Here is a 16,464-nt window from a genome sequence, read left to right as displayed (position 1 = left end):
CATCATGAATCGCCGCTATTGGCTTTTGAGTCTGGCCGTCTTCGCACTCGGCGCGCACACGCCGTTTTCGTGGGCCGCCGATCCTGAAGTGGTCAAGATTGGATTTGTCGGACCGTTGACCGGCCCGGTTGCTCGCGTCGGCAAAGATTTGCAGTACGGCGCGCAATTGGCGCTCGATGAAGAGAACGCCAGGCATCCCACGGTCGGCGGCAAGCCGGTCAAGTTCGTGCTCGACGTTCAGGATGACCAGGCGGATCCGCGCGTGGCGATTCAGGTCGCGCAGAAACTGGTCGACGACGGCGTGGTCGGCGTGATCGGCCACTACAACTCGGGGTGCAGCATTCCAGCCTCGACGGTCTACCATCAGTCGAATGTCGCGATGATTACGCCGGGTTCGACCAATCCGCAACTGACCAAGCAGGGCTACAAGAACGTGTTTCGCACGATGGGGCATGACGGCATCGGCGGCGTCGTCGCGGGACATTTCGTGGTCGAGCAGATGAAGGCGAAGCGCATCGGCATCATCGACGATCGGACGGCATTCGGGCAAGGACTCGCGGACGCGTTCGAAAAAGGCGCCAAGGAAGCGAACGGCAACATCGTGGATCGCGAATTCACCAACGACAAAGCGGTCGATTTTCGCGCCATCCTGACGACGCTCAAGAGCAAGAACGTCGATCTGATTTTCTTTGGCGGTCTGGATGAACAGGGCGCGATGCTCGTCAAGCAGATGCGCTCGCTCGGCATGCCCGCTCAGTTGTTCGGCGCGGGTGCGTTAAAGAGCAACGCTTTCCTGCAGATTTCCGGCACGGCGGGGGACGGTACGCAGGATCTGGAGCCGGGTCCGGCGCTGGATAAACTGCCTGCCGCGCAGGAGTTCGGCAAGCGTTACAAGGCGCGCTTTAACCAGGATGTCGAACTGTATGCGCCGTTTGCGTATGACGCCGCGCTCGCCATGATCAAGGCGATTCACGGTGCCGATTCGCTCGATCGCGCCAAGATTGTCGATAGTCTTGCGAAGGTCAATGTCACGGGCGTGACGGGCAAGATCACGTTTGATCCGTATGGCGATCTGATCAAGCCGCCTTACACGCTGTTTCAGGTCCAGCAGGGGCAGTGGAAGAGCGTCAAGACGGTGGGGGGGAGTGGCGTCTAGTTTCAGAATTCGGTGCGACTCGACACGATCATTCTCCGCGGCCATGCAGAGCAGAAACCTCCTGGAGGTCGAGGTCGTGTTCGAGCTCGTACAGCCGTTCATCGTTGAGCTGACTGGCGCGATGCATCCGTAGCAACTCCTGCCGCCCAGCGGCGATAGCGGCCAGTACGATGTCTCCGCTCAGCCGGTAGCCATTGCCTCGTTGGCCGTGGGAGGCGGAACTGGCAACAGTGCGCAAAGCAATCCGCCGGTGCCGGGATAGCCGGACACCGGCGGATTGCTGCGACGAGTAAAACAGGGGAAATTAGCGATCGACGCGCTGCTGAAGATGAGCCGGGTAGCGATCGCCTACCACTTTGATCTGCCGCAGTGCAGCTTCGATGGCGGACAAATCCTCAGCCGACAGTTCGACAGCAGCCGCACCGACGTTCTCTTCCAGCCGATGCAGTTTGGTGGTACCCGGAATCGGCACGATCCACGGCTTCTGCGCCAGCAGCCAGCCGATCGCGATCTGCGCCCGCGTGGCGCCCCGGCCGTCGGCGATCTTGCCAAGCACTTCGACGAGGCCCGCGTTGGCCTTGCGGTTTTCCTCGGAGAAGCGCGGCACGATGTTGCGGAAGTCGGTTTTGTCGAACGTGGTGTTCTCGGTGATGGCGCCAGTCAAAAAGCCCTTGCCTAGCGGACTGAACGGCACGAAACCGATGCCCAGTTCCTCCAGAGTCGGCAGCACCGTCTCCTCCGGTTCGCGCCACCACAGCGAATACTCGCTCTGCAGCGCCGCTACCGGCTGCACGGCGTGGGCGCGACGGATCGACTGAGCGCCGGCCTCCGACATGCCGAAGTGCTTGACCTTGCCTTCCCGGATCAGATCCTTGACTGTGCCGGCCACTTCCTCGACAGGCACATTCGGATCGACACGATGCTGGTAGAACAGGTCGATGCGATCGGTCTTCAGGCGCTTCAGCGATGCTTCGGCCACGGCGCGGATACGCTCGGGCCGGCTGTCGAGACCCTGGGTCACGTCGCCGTCCTTGAAGCCGAACTTGGTGGCGATCACCACCTGGTCGCGAAATGGCGCCACGGCCTCGCCGACCAGCTCCTCGTTAAGAAACGGGCCATAGGCCTCGGCGGAGTCGAAGAACGTGACGCCCCGCTCGAAAGCAGTCCGAATCAGTTTGATTCCTTCAGGCTTTTCAGTGGCCGGGCCATAGCCGTAGCTCAAGCCCATACAGCCCAGACCGATTGCCGACACCTCAAGACCGCTGTTTCCAAGTTTGCGCTTTTGCATGACTTTCTCCTTTCGAAATGTCCCGGGCGGATTGTTGCCGTTATCAAGCGTTAAAAAACCCGCCTTTAACTGGAATCCGCGCGTGTGGCATCTGCCGCTGGTAGCGCCCAATACGCACCAGTCGATGTTCAATGCCATCAAGCTTAGGCTGTTGCGCGTTGCTCAACAATCACGCTAAACTTCTACGGGGTGTTGAGATAAATTCAACTATGCTGCGTGTCGGCCTATCCGAATTGACTGCTTTTATCGCTATCGCCGACCAGCGAAGCTTCCGCGCGGCTGCACGCACGCTGGGGGTTTCGCCGTCGGCGCTGAGCCATTCGATGCGGGGTCTGGAGGCGCGGCTGGAGGTGCGGCTGTTTAACCGCACAACGCGATCCGTCGCGCTGACTGAGGCGGGCGAGCAGTTCCTTCGGCGGGTGAGACCGGCAATCGCGGACCTCGAAGAGGCGGTGAATCAGGCGGCGTCAGCGCACGACCGGCCATCGGGCTCGATCCGGATCAGTGCTTCAGAGGCCGCAGTAAGACCGCTCGTCCGCCATGTTCTTCCAGACTTTCTGGCCGCTTACCCGGATATCCACATTGAATTCGTCGTGGACACGCGGCTGGTCGATATCGTGGCCGACGGCTTCGACGCTGGCATACGCGTCTTTGACGACGTACCGCGCGATATGATCGCGATCCGATTTGGATCCGACATGCGTTTTGCCGCGGTCGCGTCACCGGAATATCTCTCGCGTCACGAGCCGCCAAAGGCGCCGCACGACCTTGCGCAACATCGTTGCATTCGCTTCAGATTCGACAGCGGGACCCTCTATCGCTGGGATCTCGAATACCGCGGCAAGAGCGCCAACATAGATGTGGCCGGACCGATGACCCTCGGCAACCTCAATCTCATGATCGAGGCTGCCCTCGCCGGAATCGGCATCGCATGGGTCCCGCAAGAAGAGGTGGCAGAGCATCTCGCGTCGGGTCGGCTGGTCCACTTGCTTTCCGAGTGGAGTCCTTCTTTTCCTGGCTTGTGCCTCTATTACCCGGCTAACCGCCACCCGCCCACCGCGCTAAGGTTGTTCGCACAAGCGGTGCGCGATTGGGCGAACAACCGATAGGCGTACCGGGATCCCATAGTGTTCGCGCTGGGATCTTTAAGGCCGACGTTTTAAACGACTCGTCGCCCTTCAATCGGATATCCGGGATCGGTATAACCCTGTGTTGAAACGTGGCCCGGTGCGACGAGGCTGCCGGCAAGCTTCTCGTCGTCCGCTCCGAACTGCAACTTCAGTGCTTCGACATAGCTGTCCCCGCCCCAAGGCCGCAGGCGGCACCGCGGCGATCGTGCCTGCCTGCTTTGCTCCCACCGGACTCACTCAAGAAGCAGCACTTCCACACCCATCGGCTCCAGGACGAATGGTTGGGCAACGGCGTGACCGGTAAGTGCACTACGGGCACCCACCAGGGGAAGTTGGACCTGGTTCGCTTCCTTCGCGAGGTTAAGCACGAACAACAGACGTTTTCCATTGCCCGACCGAACCGATAATTCCACGCCCGCCGGCAGGTTGTCGACGGCGCCAAGGTCAAGATCCGCTGCGATGTCGCCGATCAGCGTCCGGTAACCATAATCATCCAATACGCTTCCAATGTAGTAGGCCGTGCCGAGCCCATAGGAATTCCGGGTAATGGCGGCGCGCCTAGCGAAGAAGTCCGTTGAATAGACCGCGATCGTTTCGGCCGTCGTCGGAGACAGGATGTCGCACCACTGCGAACAGACCGCTTCCGACTTCCCGCGCAATACCAGACCCTGCTGATCGTTCCCGACCGGGTCATACTCATCGACCATCGCGCCTGCCATATCGCTCAATGCACCCGGCAGTGGCGCAGACAGGCAGACATTGTTCATGTTTTTCACGCCGCTACGGGTGGTGAAAATCACGGTCCCGCCCTGGGTGACGTAATTGCGCAGCTTGTCCACCACCGCTTCATTTTCGAGGAACAGGAACGGCGCTACGACCAGCCTGTAGTGACCCATATCGGCGGTCCAGTTGATCACATCTGTGCCGATGCCCAGCCCGAGGAATGCCTTGTGGAGTTGTTTGAAGTTGGCCAGATAGTCGAATCCGTCCGATTGCGGCTGAATCTTCAGCGCGTTCAATTGCTCGTGCGAAAACAGCATGGCTACGTCGTTGACTACGGTCGTGCCATCCAGCAACGGAGATAACCTCCGTACTTCCTCGCTGAAGCGGACAAACTCCTCGAAGCGGCGTCCGGGCTTGCCGTGATGGTCGTGCAGTCCGTGCCAGAACTGCTCCGCGCCGATGCGGGCAGTACGCCAGCGAAACTGCACAATGGCGTCCGCGCCACGCGCGACGCTCTGCCAGGCGTGGGCGCGAATCATGCCGGGATACGGCATGCGCGACATCGGGTGCCAGCAGCCGGGCGTGCCGCTCAGCTGCTCCATCACCCAGAAGTTCTTCTGCTTGATACCGCGCGTGAGGTCGTGCGTCAGCGCGCCATGATAGACGCGGGCCTTGCTGTCATTCGCGAGGTCGGTGCTCGGATAGTAGTCCACCGACGCGAAGTCCATGCTGTCGAACAGATCGTAGTAGTCGTTGACGACCGGATAGCCCCATAGGTTGTGCGTGATGAACTGTCCGCTACAGTTTTCCCGAATGAGACGGGCCTGGAAGCGGTTGAAATCGGCGACAGAATCCGAACAGAAGCGGTGGTAGTCGAGCAGATAGGACGGGTTCAGATAAGGCGACCCGCCAAGCGGCGTCGTAATCTGGGACCAGTCGCTATATTCGCCGCTCCACACGACCGTGCCCCATTCGCGATTGAGCGTGTCGAGATCGCCGTATTTGCGCTGCACCCAGAGCCGGAAATCGCTATTGGCCGCATCGCTGTGACTGTCATTGCCGATCATTTCGTTGTCGGTCTGCCAGCCGATCACGTGCGGGTTCCTGCCATAGTGCCGGGTCAGCTTTTCTACGATGATTTGCGTGTACCGTCGCAATGATGGGCTGTTATAGCAACGATGCAGGCGCACACCAGGGTACATCGGCTGCCGCTTGTTGTCCAATGGCAGGATGTCGGGACACTTGGCGACGAGCCAGTTCGGCGGCGTTGCCGTCGGCGTGCCAATCACCACCTGAATGCCATATCGTCCCAAGGTATCGATCGCCGCGTCGAGCCATGCGAAGTCGAACTCTCCTTCCTTCGGTTCAAGGCGAGACCAGGCGAATTCCGCGAGACGAACCAGCGTGATGCCCGCTCCCTGCATACGCTGCGCATCTTCTTCCCAGATAGTCGAGTTCCAATGCTCGGGGTAATAGTCGACGCCGACCTTCATAAAGGCTTCCTCAGTGGTGAGAATAGACGCCTGGCGCAATCAGCCAGGCCGGAAACGGAATAGACCGGTCTTCAACCCTTGGTGGCCCCGAACGTTAGACCGGCCACGAAGTGCCTTTGCATGGCAAAGAAGATCAGTATCGATGGCAATGCCGCCAGCAGCGAACCGGCGGAGACGAGGTTCCACGCGGTCGTCCATTGCCCCTGCAGCGCGGCGACGCCAACCGTCAGCGGCGCCGCATGGTCGCCCTGCGTGAGACAAAGTGCCCAGAAGTAGTCGTTCCACACAAACGTGAAGACGAGGACGGCGAGAGCAGCGAGTGCGGGACGTATCAGTGGGAGCACGATTTTGTAAAAGAGCTGCCATTCGTTCGCACCTTCCACGCGAGCCGCTTCGACGAGCTCGTAGGGCAACTCCTTGATGAAATTGCGCAAGAAGAGCGTGCAGAAGCCAGTCTGAAACGACAGGTGAAACAGGATCAGACCGCCGACCGAGTTGAATAGACCAAGCTTCAAGGTCAGGTCGCGAACCGGAATCATCAGCACCTGGATCGGTACGAAGTTGCCGGCCACGAAGGTCACGAGCACCGCTGCGCTGCCCTTGAACGGATACGTGGCGAGCGCGAAGCCCGCCATGGCGGACAGCACGATAGCGCCGACGACCGAAGGGAACGTAATGAGGCAACTGTTCCACGCATAGTGCAGCATCGGCGAGTCGACCAGCACGGTCCGGTAGTTTGTCAGTGCTGCAAATTGATGCGGCCAGCCCCAATAGTTGCCCTGCAACAGTTCATCTGAAGAGCGAACGGACGTGACCAGCACGGCAAGCAAGGGCAGCAGCCACACAGCCAGCGCAATGGGCAGCGAAACCTTGTAAAACGTGCGATTGGCTGGCTTCCAGTGGGCGATCGGTAATGGATACATAGACGCTCCGTGAATCAGTGGTCTGTACGCAACAGGCGGCGCAATTGATAGGCGATGAAAACCAGCATGATCAGGAACAGCACGACCGCGATCGCTGCGGAATAGCCGTAACGGAAATACTTGATCGCCTGGTCGTACATGAAATACGCGAGCACGGTTGAACTGTCGAAGGGGCCACCGCCTGTCATCACGGAGATCAGGTCGAAGCTGCGCAAGGCACCGATGATGGTCAGCGTGATTGCCATGAACGTGGCTGGCCGCAATTGCGGCAGCACCACGTGCCACAGCAGGCTCCAGCCGCGCGCGCCCTCGAGGCGTCCTGCTTCGATCACCTCGGGATTGATCCCCGTCAGGCCCGTGAGAAAGAGAATCATGCAGAACGGAATCTGCACCCAGAGCGCCGCGGCGATGATGCCGAAGGTTGCCATGTGCTCGTTGCCGAGTACCGGAATGCCGTGCCCCACGAGCACCTTCAGCAAACCGAAGGCGGGATCGTAAAACCAGCTGAACACCAGTCCCACCACGACGCCCGGGATCACAAAAGGCGCAAAGAAAAGCGATTTTGCAAGACGAATGCCGCGTACCGCCTGGTTCAGGTAGAGCGCGAAGGCAAGCCCGACGGGCGGTGCGAGCAGCGTCAGGATGAGCCACAGCACGTTATTCCCGAGGGCGGTGTAGAACGTATCCGAGTGAATCAGTTCGCTGTAGTTGGCGAACCCGACAAACGTTGCCGCTCCCATGCCATCCCAGCTGTAGAAGCTGAGCAGGATGCTACGAACGATCGGATAGATGACGTACACCGCGAACATCACGCAGGCGGGCGCGAGAAACAGCAGGGCAGCGCGGCGACGCCGCCGCGCGAGCGGAGACGCAACGATAGATGCAGACATGATTCGGCTCGATAAAGCGCGCATCGAGCGCGCACTCGTTGAAAGCGTATCGCTGCAGCGGAGGCGCAGGCCGCATCCGCTGCGCAGGCTCATTGCTTGTAGATGCGCGTTCGCGTCTCCTCGAGATGCGCGAGTACCTGATCGAGTGTCGACGGATCGCTGATGAAGCGCTGCATGCCCTTCATTCCCTCGTCGGCCATTTCCTTGGTCATGTCCCGGTCGTAGAACTGGGCAATGCCGCCTTTCGTGTTGGACAGGATCTTGAAGCCCGTCTTTGTGAACGGATCGTCGGAAACGCTCGCCTGGTTGTTCGCGGGCAGTGACCCGAATGCCTTGGCCCATCGTCCGTCCATTTCGGGCTTCGACATGAAGGCCAGAAAGCGGCGCGCGTCGACTTTATTCTTCGCCTTGGCGGGAATGTTCAGACAGTCTGCCGAACCGTCCTCCGCCACCTGAATCTTGGGATCCATGAGCGGAAACTGAAAATAACCGACCTTCGGCTTGACGGTGTCGGGCAACGCGCCGGCGATGAAGCTGCCCATCAGCATCATGGCGGCCTGGCCCTGTATCAGCAAAGGCTGAGACGAATCGAGCGTGTACGCGAGCGGGTTGTCGACAAAGTACTTGTTATCGATCAGGACCTTCCAGGCTTCATAGACTTTCTTGACACGCGCATCGGTATAGGGAACCTTGCCGTCCATCAACTGCATGTGGAACGCGTAGCCGTTCAGGCGCAGATCGATGTAGTCGAACCATGCGGCGAGCGTCCATGAATCGCGGCCGCCCACTGCGATGGGCGCAATCCCTGCGGCTTTGAGCTTCTTGCAGGCGTCGAGGAATTCATCCCACGTCCTGGGTTCGCCTTTGATGCCCACTTTGTCGAACAGATCCTTGCGGTAGAACATCCCCCATGAAAAGTAGTCGGTCGGCAACGCGTACTGCTTGCTTCCGTATGACGACGGCTCTTTCAGGGAGACAAGGCTGGCGTTCCAGCCGTTCTTCTGCCAGTCGCCGGACAGGTCTTCCAGCAAACCGCGTTCAACGTAATAGCGCATCCGCTCGCCCTCATGCCATTTGACGATATCTGGCGCCTCCGAAATCAGCCAGCCGGGAAGCTGGACCTTGTACGCCTCCTCCTCGATAAACGCAGCTTTCACGTTGACATCGGGATTTGCCTTCTGGAACTCGGCAATCGCTGTGTCCCAGAAGGCACGTTGATTCGCGCCCTTAAACGCAATATTGACCGTCAGCGTTCCGGCGTGAACCTGCGCGGCAAAGACCAGCGCCGCGCCGAGTAACGACAGGCGGAAAGCACTTTTCATTTTCGTCTCCTTAAATCTTGTTATGCAGCACAAACAGCGAGGCCATCCTGGTTAAAGAGGTGGCATGACGCAGGGTCGATTGCGAGGTGGACCGTTTCGCCGGGGCGGACCGGCGTATTGCCCTGGACCTTGACGAGCAGCGTCGTGCCGTCCGGGTCGTTGCAATGCAGATAGCTTTGCTCGCCAAGCCGTTCGATCAGCGATACCGCGCGCGTCAGGCTCGTCGCGCTCCTTTTCGCCGGGCTTGCCAGTTCTGTGTGGGCCACGGAAACGTGTTCGGGGCGCACGCCTAGCGTGACGGGTTGGCCTGGTTCCAGCCGCCTCGCGACGCTACTGACACGGACGGGTTCCTGCGAGCTGTTGAGGGTGACGGTGACGCTCGCGCCATCGACGTGCCTCACCCTGGCCGGCAGAAAATTCATCTGGGGCGAACCGATGAATCCGGCCACGAAGCGGCTGTTCGGCCGCAGATACAAATCCATCGGGGTGCCGATCTGGGCGATGCTGCCTGATCCGGCTGCGTCCCGGCTGACGTTGAGTAGTACGATCTTGTCGGCCAGCGTCATCGCTTCGACCTGGTCGTGCGTCACGTACACCATACTTGCCGCGCTGAAGCGGCGATGAATCCGCGCGATTTCCACGCGCGTCTGGCCGCGCAAGGTCGCGTCGAGGTTGGATAGAGGTTCATCGAACAGAAACACGCCCGGCTCGCGGACAATCGCGCGTCCAATCGCCACGCGTTGGCGTTGTCCGCCCGACAAGGCTGCCGGCTTGCGATCGAGCAGCGGCTCGAGCTGGAGAATCTTCGCTGCCTCCCGGACTTTGCGATCCACCTCGGATGTCGGCAATTTCTGGAGTTTCAGACCAAAACTCATGTTCTCCGCGACTGTCATGTGCGGAAACAGCGCGTAGCTCTGAAACACCATCGCGACGCCGCGCCTCGCTGGCGCGACCGTGTTGACCACCCGGCCGCCGATCGAAATCTCACCGACGCTTGGGTCTTCGAGCCCGGCGATGATGCGTAGAAGGGTCGATTTTCCGCAGCCGGACGGGCCTAGAAACACGCAAAACTCGTCTTCTGCGATGTCGAGATTGACGTCCCGAAGCACCGGCGGGTTTCCGTCGAATTCCTTCGAGATGCCTCGCAAGGATATGGCAGCCATCACGTCTCCAGATTTTGGTTTAACGTTAAACCAAATCTTCCGAAAAATACGGCCAATGGCCGTTCGGGAGGTCGATCAACGTCTATATGAGACGGAAAGTTAGCAGCGGCAGATTCGCTTGGCAAGCATTTTTTTTCGCCTATGGATAGGGCGACGGCTTCCCGCGTACGTTGGTAACATCGGAGTCTGCGACGAATTTGACGCGTGTGTGGGCGACAGCATAGGAATAGGTCGGGGGGAGAATGTCCAGGCGAGAAGGGTTGATGGCAACGATCAAGGAAGTGGCTGCGCTGGCTGGCGTTACGCCAACAACCGTGTCGAATGTGCTCCGGGGACGTGGGCGTGTTGGAACGGAAACGCGGGAAAGAGTGCTGGACGCGGTGGCCGCGAAAGGTTATCGCCCGAATTTGAACGCGCGCGCGCTCGTGGAGCGGCGCGCGCCAACGCTTGCGCTGATGCTGGGATGTATCACCAATCCGTTTTATCCGGAATTCACCTTGCAGGCTAACAACGCTGCACGCCGTCATGGGCGCTTTCTTCTGGTTTGCAATACGGACTATGAGCCCGACGGCGGGACAGGTTTTCTTGCAGACGTCGCAGGGTCGCTGTCGGATGGGATCCTCGTGGCTAATAACGGTGGTCTTCGTATCGACGAGCTAGCGGCAATCCAGGCCGCGGGTACGCCAGTCGTCATTTCCATCTGGGAGTCTCCTGACATCTCTCCGGGCATCCCTTGCGTCGCATTCGATTCCCGTAAGGCTGGCTTCATTGCAACGGAGCATTTGCTTGAACTGGGGCATCACCGTATCGGCGCTTTGATCGGGAGTGCAAAAAATGGCATTCATGGTGGACGATATGAGGGGTTTCGCGAGGCGCTTCGATCGAGGCGCGTCAAACATGTTCAGGCCGACGCGCGGTTTCTGACGGATTCGTACCAGGGGGGCTTCGACGCCGCTGTAGACCTGCTTAGGTCGCGTCCGGACCTGACCGCATTATTCGTTTCGAACGATTTGCCGGCGCTCGGCGCGCTCAACGCCGCAGCCACGCTTGGCTTGCGCGTTCCCGAGGATCTTTCGATAGTCAGCGTGACCAACATCGAATTGACCAGTCAGTCTCGGCCTGCTCTGACTACTGTTGCAATTCCTACTGCCGAGATGGCTGAGCAGAGCGTTGAACTGCTGATCAAGCTTGGTTCGGGAGCAAAGGACGTTCCGCAAATGATTCGCACGTCGGATCCGGTTCTTGTCAAACGCGCCTCGACAGCGCCAGTGAGGGACCGTTCCTGAATATGAAAATGGATCACCTTCTTGTCCGGCGTCGAGCGTGCCGGTCAGCCGAAACAGTTGAATGACCACTTGTCGCCCGATATCGACTGAGCGCCACCCGTTGCTCGCGGCGCTCGGTGAATCCGGCGTTACCTCCTGCCAGAACGACGACCCGATTGACGGAGGGCGCGCCAGGACCACGTGGCCGGGAGATATCCAAAGCGGCCACTGGCTTCACCGCATGGCTTTCGTCGCGGTAAGGTAGGCGGTGCGCTCAGCGGTGACCAACTGGCGACCCTCGACATGCGCGCGGAAAACCTGTTCGAAGAATTGTCGTTCTTCCGCCGTGAACTGCTCGGCGAGAATCACCCCGAGCGACGGAGCCCAAGGGTGGGGCGACGTGCCGAGCAGCACCTCCCAGGAGGTGACCGCGGAGGGGCGTACATCGATGTGGAATTCCATGTGAATGTCCGCGAATCCAGTATCGAGCGCGAAGCGGACCAGATCGCGTTCACTGTAGTTGGTCAGTGGACTCGCGGAAATCTTTTCCTCTGTATCGGGAAATTGCGCCGCTTTCCAGCGATGCAGAAGGCGGAAGAACGGTTCCTCGGATTCCGGGGGGAGCGTGTCGACGAAGGTCTTTAGAGAGCTTGCCTCGAATGCATCGTCGCGAAGAATAGGTTCAGCAATCGAGATTCGGCCACCCGGTCGCAGAATCCGGTGAAATTCCCGCAAAGCGGCAATCTTGTCGGGTACATAAGCGAGAACAGCCCGCGTCGTGACGGCATCGACCGAGGCGTCGTCAATGCCTTTAAGCGCGTCGGCGGAGCATTGAATGAAGGTGCACTGATCCCGGACATCGCGTTGAACCGCGAGCGCTTCCGCGTGACGAAGCAGGGGTTCTGAAATATCCGCCATGAGCACGCGCAGCGATGGACCGATGCGGTTGATGGCGCGCAAGCCAATCAGGCCATCACCGGAGCCGATGTCCGCGAGCGTCATGCCTGAAGCAAGCCGCGCGCCGTCGAGGACACGATCGGCGTGTTGTTCGAGTTCGGCATGGAGGGCGCGTTCTTGCTCTGGATCATCGGCGTGCCGGGTATGCAGGAGCCAATCGGACCACACATCGGATTGCGAAGGGGAAGCGTTGCTGTTCATTTCTAGTGGGCGCGTTCGTGGTCGGGTCGGAATCCGCTACGGGCGTGTCGCGGAAGGCTGAAGATTGGTGCCTTATTGGCAGGTGCCAGTCTACAGGTACGGTGAGGCGGCTATCGGCGGCTGCGCACGAAATCTAGATTGATTCAGCTTATGAGAACCTGAAGGAAGTCGCGTCATTGAAGAAATAGTTGCTTTTGTATCGGACGGCCATCTATTGCGAAAGATGACTAATCCAATCTGTTTTTTTTATCGCCCGGACAAGCGACGCCAGAGATAGCACAGCCGGGCTTACTTCGACGGGACGATTACCGTCGTCCCGCCGGCATGTCTACCTTGTTGATTTTCCAGAGATTTCGGATTGCAGAAGAATTAGGATTTTCGTTCGTTTTCTGTTGATGCGTATCGAGAGCGCTGGATTGCCTGTTCTCATCTTCCTCCGGTCGACACTTTCGCGCCTTCTTTCGCGTGCGCCTGCCGCATATATTGGTACGCGCGCATCGAGGCCGCTTCCGGTGTGCTTCAAGCAATCCCCGCTGCCAATGGCCACTCACAGCGCCAGCCCCGCGGCAAATCGACGATAACGACAGGAGACAAAGATGCCTGTACTCTGCAACGCAGGATGGGTGACACGAGGCTTGCTGATAGCGACTCGAGTCTTGAGGAATTTGAGGCTCCTTCAGCAGGGCGCCGCCGGCCGATTGTTGGCCGCGCTCGCCGGGGCCGCCGCTCTGATGGTGATGCTTGCCTGGCCGTTGGGCGCAAGCGCTGCCACAGGACTGGCAAACCTCCCGGCGGTCATGCCTGCCATGGACTGCCCGGCGGTAGCGAGCCTGGACTTGAGCGGGGTGACCGACGGCACAGTCACCATTACATCCGCGACGCTGCTCCCTGCGGGGACGAGCGTGGGGAATACCACACTGCCCACGCCCGTTTGCGACGTGAAGGGCAGTATCGGTCCCGGCGCCTCGCTTTTCGAGTTGCAACTGCCAACTCAGGGCTGGACGCAGCGCTATCTGCAGACCGGCTGCGGCGGCCTCTGCGGTAACCTTTCCATCAGTGCGCCGATGGCCACAACGTGTGTACCGGTCACCAACGGACAGATCGCCGTGGCCTCGACCGACATGGGTCACGAAGGGGGTTACGACGGCTCCTGGGCGCTCGACCCCAACGCAAAGATCGATTTCGCCTATCGTGCTGAGCACGCAACCTCGCAGGTGGCCAAGGCGATCATCAACAAGTTTTACGCCCGGCCGGCGAAGTATTCGTACTTCGACGGTTGCTCCGATGGCGGCCGTGAGGCGTTGATGGAGGCCCAGCGCTACCCGGAGGACTTTGACGGCATCGTGGCGGGTGCGCCTGCCAACGACCTCCTTGTGCAGAACACGTTTCATCACGCGTGGCCCGCGGCTGTGAACGTCGATCCGAAGACCGGCGAGTACATCCTGCTGGCGAGCAAGCTGCCGCTAATCCACGCGGCTGTATTGAAGGCGTGCGATAGCATCGATGGTGTCACCGACGGGGTGATCGACGATCCGCGGGCCTGCCACTTCGATCCCATGACGATGCTTTGTGCGAAAGGCCAAGCCGCGTCGACCTGTCTCTCGCAGGCGGAGGCGACTGTCGTGCGCCAGATACACGATGGGGCGACCGATGCGAACGGCACCCATCTCGAGCAGCCCATCTCGCGTGAATGGGGTTCAGAACTGAATTGGAATTTGTTCGTGCCGGATACGGACGCCGGGCCGAGCGGAACCATCGGCTTCGTTTTGCCATTCCTGCGCTACCTCGACTACTTCAACGGCTCCAACCCTGGCGCCACGATTACCGACCTGAAGTTCACGATCGATTCCTTCGTGAAGACGGTGCAGACTTCAAACTATCTCGCGGCAACCGATCCCGACCTGCGTCAATTCGCAAGTCACGGCGGCAAGCTGATCTTGTGGCACGGCCTGGAAGATCAACACATCTCCCCGCAGTCGACGATTCAGTATTACCACGAGATGAGAAACCTCATGGGTCACGAGCGGGCCGAACAGTTTGCCAGGCTTTACCTGTTCCCGGGAGTCGCCCATTGCGGTGGCGGAAACGGGCCGAACGTTTTCGACATACTGACGCCGGTGATGGCGTGGACCGAGACCGGTACGAAGCCGGGCAAGGTGGTGGCGTCGATCGTGGACACCAGCGGTCAGACCACACGTACTCGCCCGGTGTATCCGTATCCGACCGTGGCCCGCTACACCGGCTCCGGCAGCACGGACGACGCAGCGAACTTTGTGCCGTACACGCCGCTAGGCGACCCGCACGTCAATTTGCACTGGGTCGGTGAGTGGCTCTATTCACCGGGCTATGAGGCCTCGTGCCAGGCTCAGGGCTCGCAGCTCGTCTGCAAGGGCGGCAACAACTGGAGCAGTTACCACAAGAGCCAGAGACGCTGGGAAGATAACCCTGATCAGTAGGGAGACGCTCAGCCGAGCTGACTTACGCTCCTGCTACCCGTCCGTCTTGCGAGGCGCGGCGGGTAGCAGGAGGCTTGATTGGCTGGCGGGCAACCCGCGTTTCGAGCATCGTCTGCATTTCGCGCGAGTAACTCCGCGTATCGCCCTTGATGATGCCGTCCGTAGTGAACTCAGATCTCAATCCGCTACCGTGTCAACCCGCGTTGCGCGCCTGATCGCGCGTCGCAACGTTCTTCGCTGACGGCGCTGCGGCGGTCGTGTGCGACGCCACCTCGTTCTGGGCAATGATTTTCGCGATCTCGGCGTCGGCTTGCGCACCATACTGCGCAAATACATCGGTGTGATAGGCCGTCGTGACCGCGGCGCCGAGTTGCGTGCCGGAATCGTCACGGGTATCGGTATCGACCTGCATCGATAGGCCGATACGCAACGGATGCGCTTCGAGTTCATGCTGATCGAGCTGGATACGCACCGGCAGACGTTGGACGATCTTGATCCAGTTGCCCGTGGCGTTCTGCGCCGGCAACACGGCAAAGGCGCTGCCCGTGCCCGCTGAGAAACCCACCACCCGGCCGTGGTATTTGACGCCGGAGCCGTACACGTCGGCCGTCAGCACGACGGGTTGACCGATACGCATATGCCTGAGTTGCCCTTCCTTGAAGTTCGCATCGACCCACACACCGTCGAGCGGCACGATCGCCATCAGCGGCGTACCCGGCGCGACGCGCTGGCCGACCTGCACCGAGCGGCGGGCGACATAACCGGTGACGGGTGCCGGCAACGTGTTGCGTGCGTAGTTCAGATAAGCGTCGCGGACCTTCGAGGCGGCGGCCTGCACATTCGGATGCTGTTCGATCGTCGTGCGGTCGGTCAGTGCGCGATTGGCTTCGGCCTGCTGGCGGGCAGCGTCGAGCGCGGCCTGGGCGACGTTCACCGCATCGCGGGCGTGGGCGATGTCTTCGGCAGACACCGCACCCGTGCCGGCGACGGCCTCGCGCCGGTGCAGATCGTCGTTGGCGCGCGCGAGATCCGCCGCGCGTTGGGCCACCGTTGCCGCATAGAAATTGTTGTTCACGTAAAGGCCGCTGACCTGCCGCACGGTCTGGCCAAGCGTCGCCTCGGCGTTCATCAGCGAGACTTTCGCATCGGCGCCGTCGAGCGTGACGACCGGGTCGCCCTGTTTGACGATCTGCGTGTCGTCCGCGTTGACCGCCACCACGGTGCCGGAGACCTGCGGTGTCAATTGCACCAGATTGCCGTTGACGTAGGCGTCGTCGGTCGACTGGTGATAACGGCCGTACGTGATGTAGTACGCGCTGTAGGCCGCGCCCGCTGCCACCACGGCCATGCCGAGGAACGCGAGCAGCAGCTTGCGCTTGCGTGGCGGGGTCGCTTCCGGCGCGTTGTCTGCGGGTGCGGCCGGTGCGGCGCTGGTGTGCCCGATAACTGCATCGGTGTCCGCCGTCTTGCGGTCGGACGTGTGGGTATCGCTCATTT

General features: G+C 60.3%; 12 protein-coding genes and 1 pseudogene. 4 read left to right on the top strand and 9 right to left on the bottom strand.

Going from position 1 to position 16,464, the window contains the following annotated elements; all coding sequences use genetic code 11:
• The first annotated feature begins 4 nt into the window (after positions 1-4).
• Entirely contained in the window at positions 5-1,156 is a 1,152-nt protein-coding gene (locus AC3WOG_RS33125; protein ID WP_492581953.1) for a branched-chain amino acid ABC transporter substrate-binding protein, read from the top strand.
• 304 nt (positions 1,157-1,460) lie between these two features.
• Here the strand turns inward: AC3WOG_RS33125 and AC3WOG_RS33120 are convergent, their stop codons facing one another.
• Complete coding sequence (locus tag AC3WOG_RS33120; protein WP_492581952.1) at positions 1,461-2,444, bottom strand: aldo/keto reductase; 984 nt, start codon at positions 2,442-2,444, stop codon at positions 1,461-1,463.
• A gap of 209 nt (positions 2,445-2,653) precedes the next feature.
• On the opposite strand from AC3WOG_RS33120, the gene AC3WOG_RS33115 reads away from it, so the two are divergent.
• Positions 2,654-3,553, top strand: coding sequence for a LysR family transcriptional regulator (locus AC3WOG_RS33115; protein WP_492581951.1), 900 nt, complete (start codon positions 2,654-2,656; stop codon positions 3,551-3,553).
• Positions 3,554-3,603: 50 nt separating this feature from the next.
• Here AC3WOG_RS33115 and AC3WOG_RS33110 read toward each other — a convergent pair.
• The 6 genes and pseudogenes from AC3WOG_RS33110 to AC3WOG_RS33085 all read right to left on the bottom strand — a co-directional run.
• A pseudogene (locus AC3WOG_RS33110) lies at positions 3,604-3,744 on the bottom strand (aldo/keto reductase); the annotation flags it as partial.
• Between the two features lie 63 nt (positions 3,745-3,807).
• Positions 3,808-5,790, bottom strand: coding sequence for a beta-galactosidase (locus tag AC3WOG_RS33105; RefSeq protein ID WP_492581950.1), 1,983 nt, complete (start codon positions 5,788-5,790; stop codon positions 3,808-3,810).
• Positions 5,791-5,861: 71 nt separating this feature from the next.
• Complete coding sequence (locus AC3WOG_RS33100; RefSeq protein WP_492581949.1) at positions 5,862-6,713, bottom strand: carbohydrate ABC transporter permease; 852 nt, start codon at positions 6,711-6,713, stop codon at positions 5,862-5,864.
• Positions 6,714-6,727: 14 nt separating this feature from the next.
• Positions 6,728-7,603 (bottom strand): carbohydrate ABC transporter permease, encoded by an 876-nt coding sequence (locus AC3WOG_RS33095; protein ID WP_492581948.1) that lies wholly within the window; start codon positions 7,601-7,603, stop codon positions 6,728-6,730.
• Between the two features lie 89 nt (positions 7,604-7,692).
• Entirely contained in the window at positions 7,693-8,925 is a 1,233-nt protein-coding gene (locus AC3WOG_RS33090) for an ABC transporter substrate-binding protein (RefSeq protein ID WP_492581947.1), read from the bottom strand.
• A gap of 20 nt (positions 8,926-8,945) precedes the next feature.
• Positions 8,946-10,088, bottom strand: coding sequence for an ABC transporter ATP-binding protein (locus tag AC3WOG_RS33085; protein ID WP_492581946.1), 1,143 nt, complete (start codon positions 10,086-10,088; stop codon positions 8,946-8,948).
• A gap of 263 nt (positions 10,089-10,351) precedes the next feature.
• Between AC3WOG_RS33085 and AC3WOG_RS33080 the strand changes: the two genes are divergently transcribed.
• Positions 10,352-11,374 carry a LacI family DNA-binding transcriptional regulator gene (locus AC3WOG_RS33080; RefSeq protein ID WP_492581945.1) on the top strand — a complete coding sequence of 341 codons (1,023 nt, stop codon included), beginning with the start codon at positions 10,352-10,354 and terminating at the stop codon, positions 11,372-11,374.
• Between the two features lie 213 nt (positions 11,375-11,587).
• Here the strand turns inward: AC3WOG_RS33080 and AC3WOG_RS33075 are convergent, their stop codons facing one another.
• Positions 11,588-12,511: a class I SAM-dependent methyltransferase gene (locus AC3WOG_RS33075; protein WP_492581944.1), complete on the bottom strand. Its 924-nt coding sequence runs from the start codon at positions 12,509-12,511 to the stop codon at positions 11,588-11,590.
• Between the two features lie 596 nt (positions 12,512-13,107).
• On the opposite strand from AC3WOG_RS33075, the gene AC3WOG_RS33070 reads away from it, so the two are divergent.
• Positions 13,108-14,967, top strand: a complete 1,860-nt coding sequence (locus AC3WOG_RS33070) for a tannase/feruloyl esterase family alpha/beta hydrolase (RefSeq protein WP_492581943.1) — start codon at positions 13,108-13,110, stop codon at positions 14,965-14,967.
• 193 nt (positions 14,968-15,160) lie between these two features.
• Here the strand turns inward: AC3WOG_RS33070 and AC3WOG_RS33065 are convergent, their stop codons facing one another.
• Positions 15,161-16,462 (bottom strand): HlyD family secretion protein, encoded by a 1,302-nt coding sequence (locus AC3WOG_RS33065; protein ID WP_492581942.1) that lies wholly within the window; start codon positions 16,460-16,462, stop codon positions 15,161-15,163.
• Positions 16,463-16,464 lie beyond the last annotated feature (2 nt).

It is taken from the genome of Paraburkholderia sp. FW306-02-B (assembly GCF_058782725.1).
Note: the sequence above shows the minus strand (reverse complement) of the source record. Positions and strands in the feature narration are given on the sequence as shown.

What these genes read in the sequence shown, in the direction of transcription:
- AC3WOG_RS33125 (WP_492581953.1), top strand. Translation starts at nt 5, where the DNA reads ATGAATCGCCGCTATTGGCTTTTGAGTCTGGCCGTCTTCGCACTCGGC.
- AC3WOG_RS33120 (WP_492581952.1), bottom strand. Translation starts at nt 2,444, where the DNA reads ATGCAAAAGCGCAAACTTGGAAACAGCGGTCTTGAGGTGTCGGCAATC.
- AC3WOG_RS33115 (WP_492581951.1), top strand. Translation starts at nt 2,654, where the DNA reads ATGCTGCGTGTCGGCCTATCCGAATTGACTGCTTTTATCGCTATCGCC.
- AC3WOG_RS33105 (WP_492581950.1), bottom strand. Translation starts at nt 5,790, where the DNA reads ATGAAGGTCGGCGTCGACTATTACCCCGAGCATTGGAACTCGACTATC.
- AC3WOG_RS33100 (WP_492581949.1), bottom strand. Translation starts at nt 6,713, where the DNA reads ATGTATCCATTACCGATCGCCCACTGGAAGCCAGCCAATCGCACGTTT.
- AC3WOG_RS33095 (WP_492581948.1), bottom strand. Translation starts at nt 7,603, where the DNA reads ATGTCTGCATCTATCGTTGCGTCTCCGCTCGCGCGGCGGCGTCGCCGC.
- AC3WOG_RS33090 (WP_492581947.1), bottom strand. Translation starts at nt 8,925, where the DNA reads ATGAAAAGTGCTTTCCGCCTGTCGTTACTCGGCGCGGCGCTGGTCTTT.
- AC3WOG_RS33085 (WP_492581946.1), bottom strand. Translation starts at nt 10,088, where the DNA reads ATGGCTGCCATATCCTTGCGAGGCATCTCGAAGGAATTCGACGGAAAC.
- AC3WOG_RS33080 (WP_492581945.1), top strand. Translation starts at nt 10,352, where the DNA reads ATGGCAACGATCAAGGAAGTGGCTGCGCTGGCTGGCGTTACGCCAACA.
- AC3WOG_RS33075 (WP_492581944.1), bottom strand. Translation starts at nt 12,511, where the DNA reads ATGAACAGCAACGCTTCCCCTTCGCAATCCGATGTGTGGTCCGATTGG.
- AC3WOG_RS33070 (WP_492581943.1), top strand. Translation starts at nt 13,108, where the DNA reads ATGCCTGTACTCTGCAACGCAGGATGGGTGACACGAGGCTTGCTGATA.
- AC3WOG_RS33065 (WP_492581942.1), bottom strand. Translation starts at nt 16,462, where the DNA reads ATGAGCGATACCCACACGTCCGACCGCAAGACGGCGGACACCGATGCA.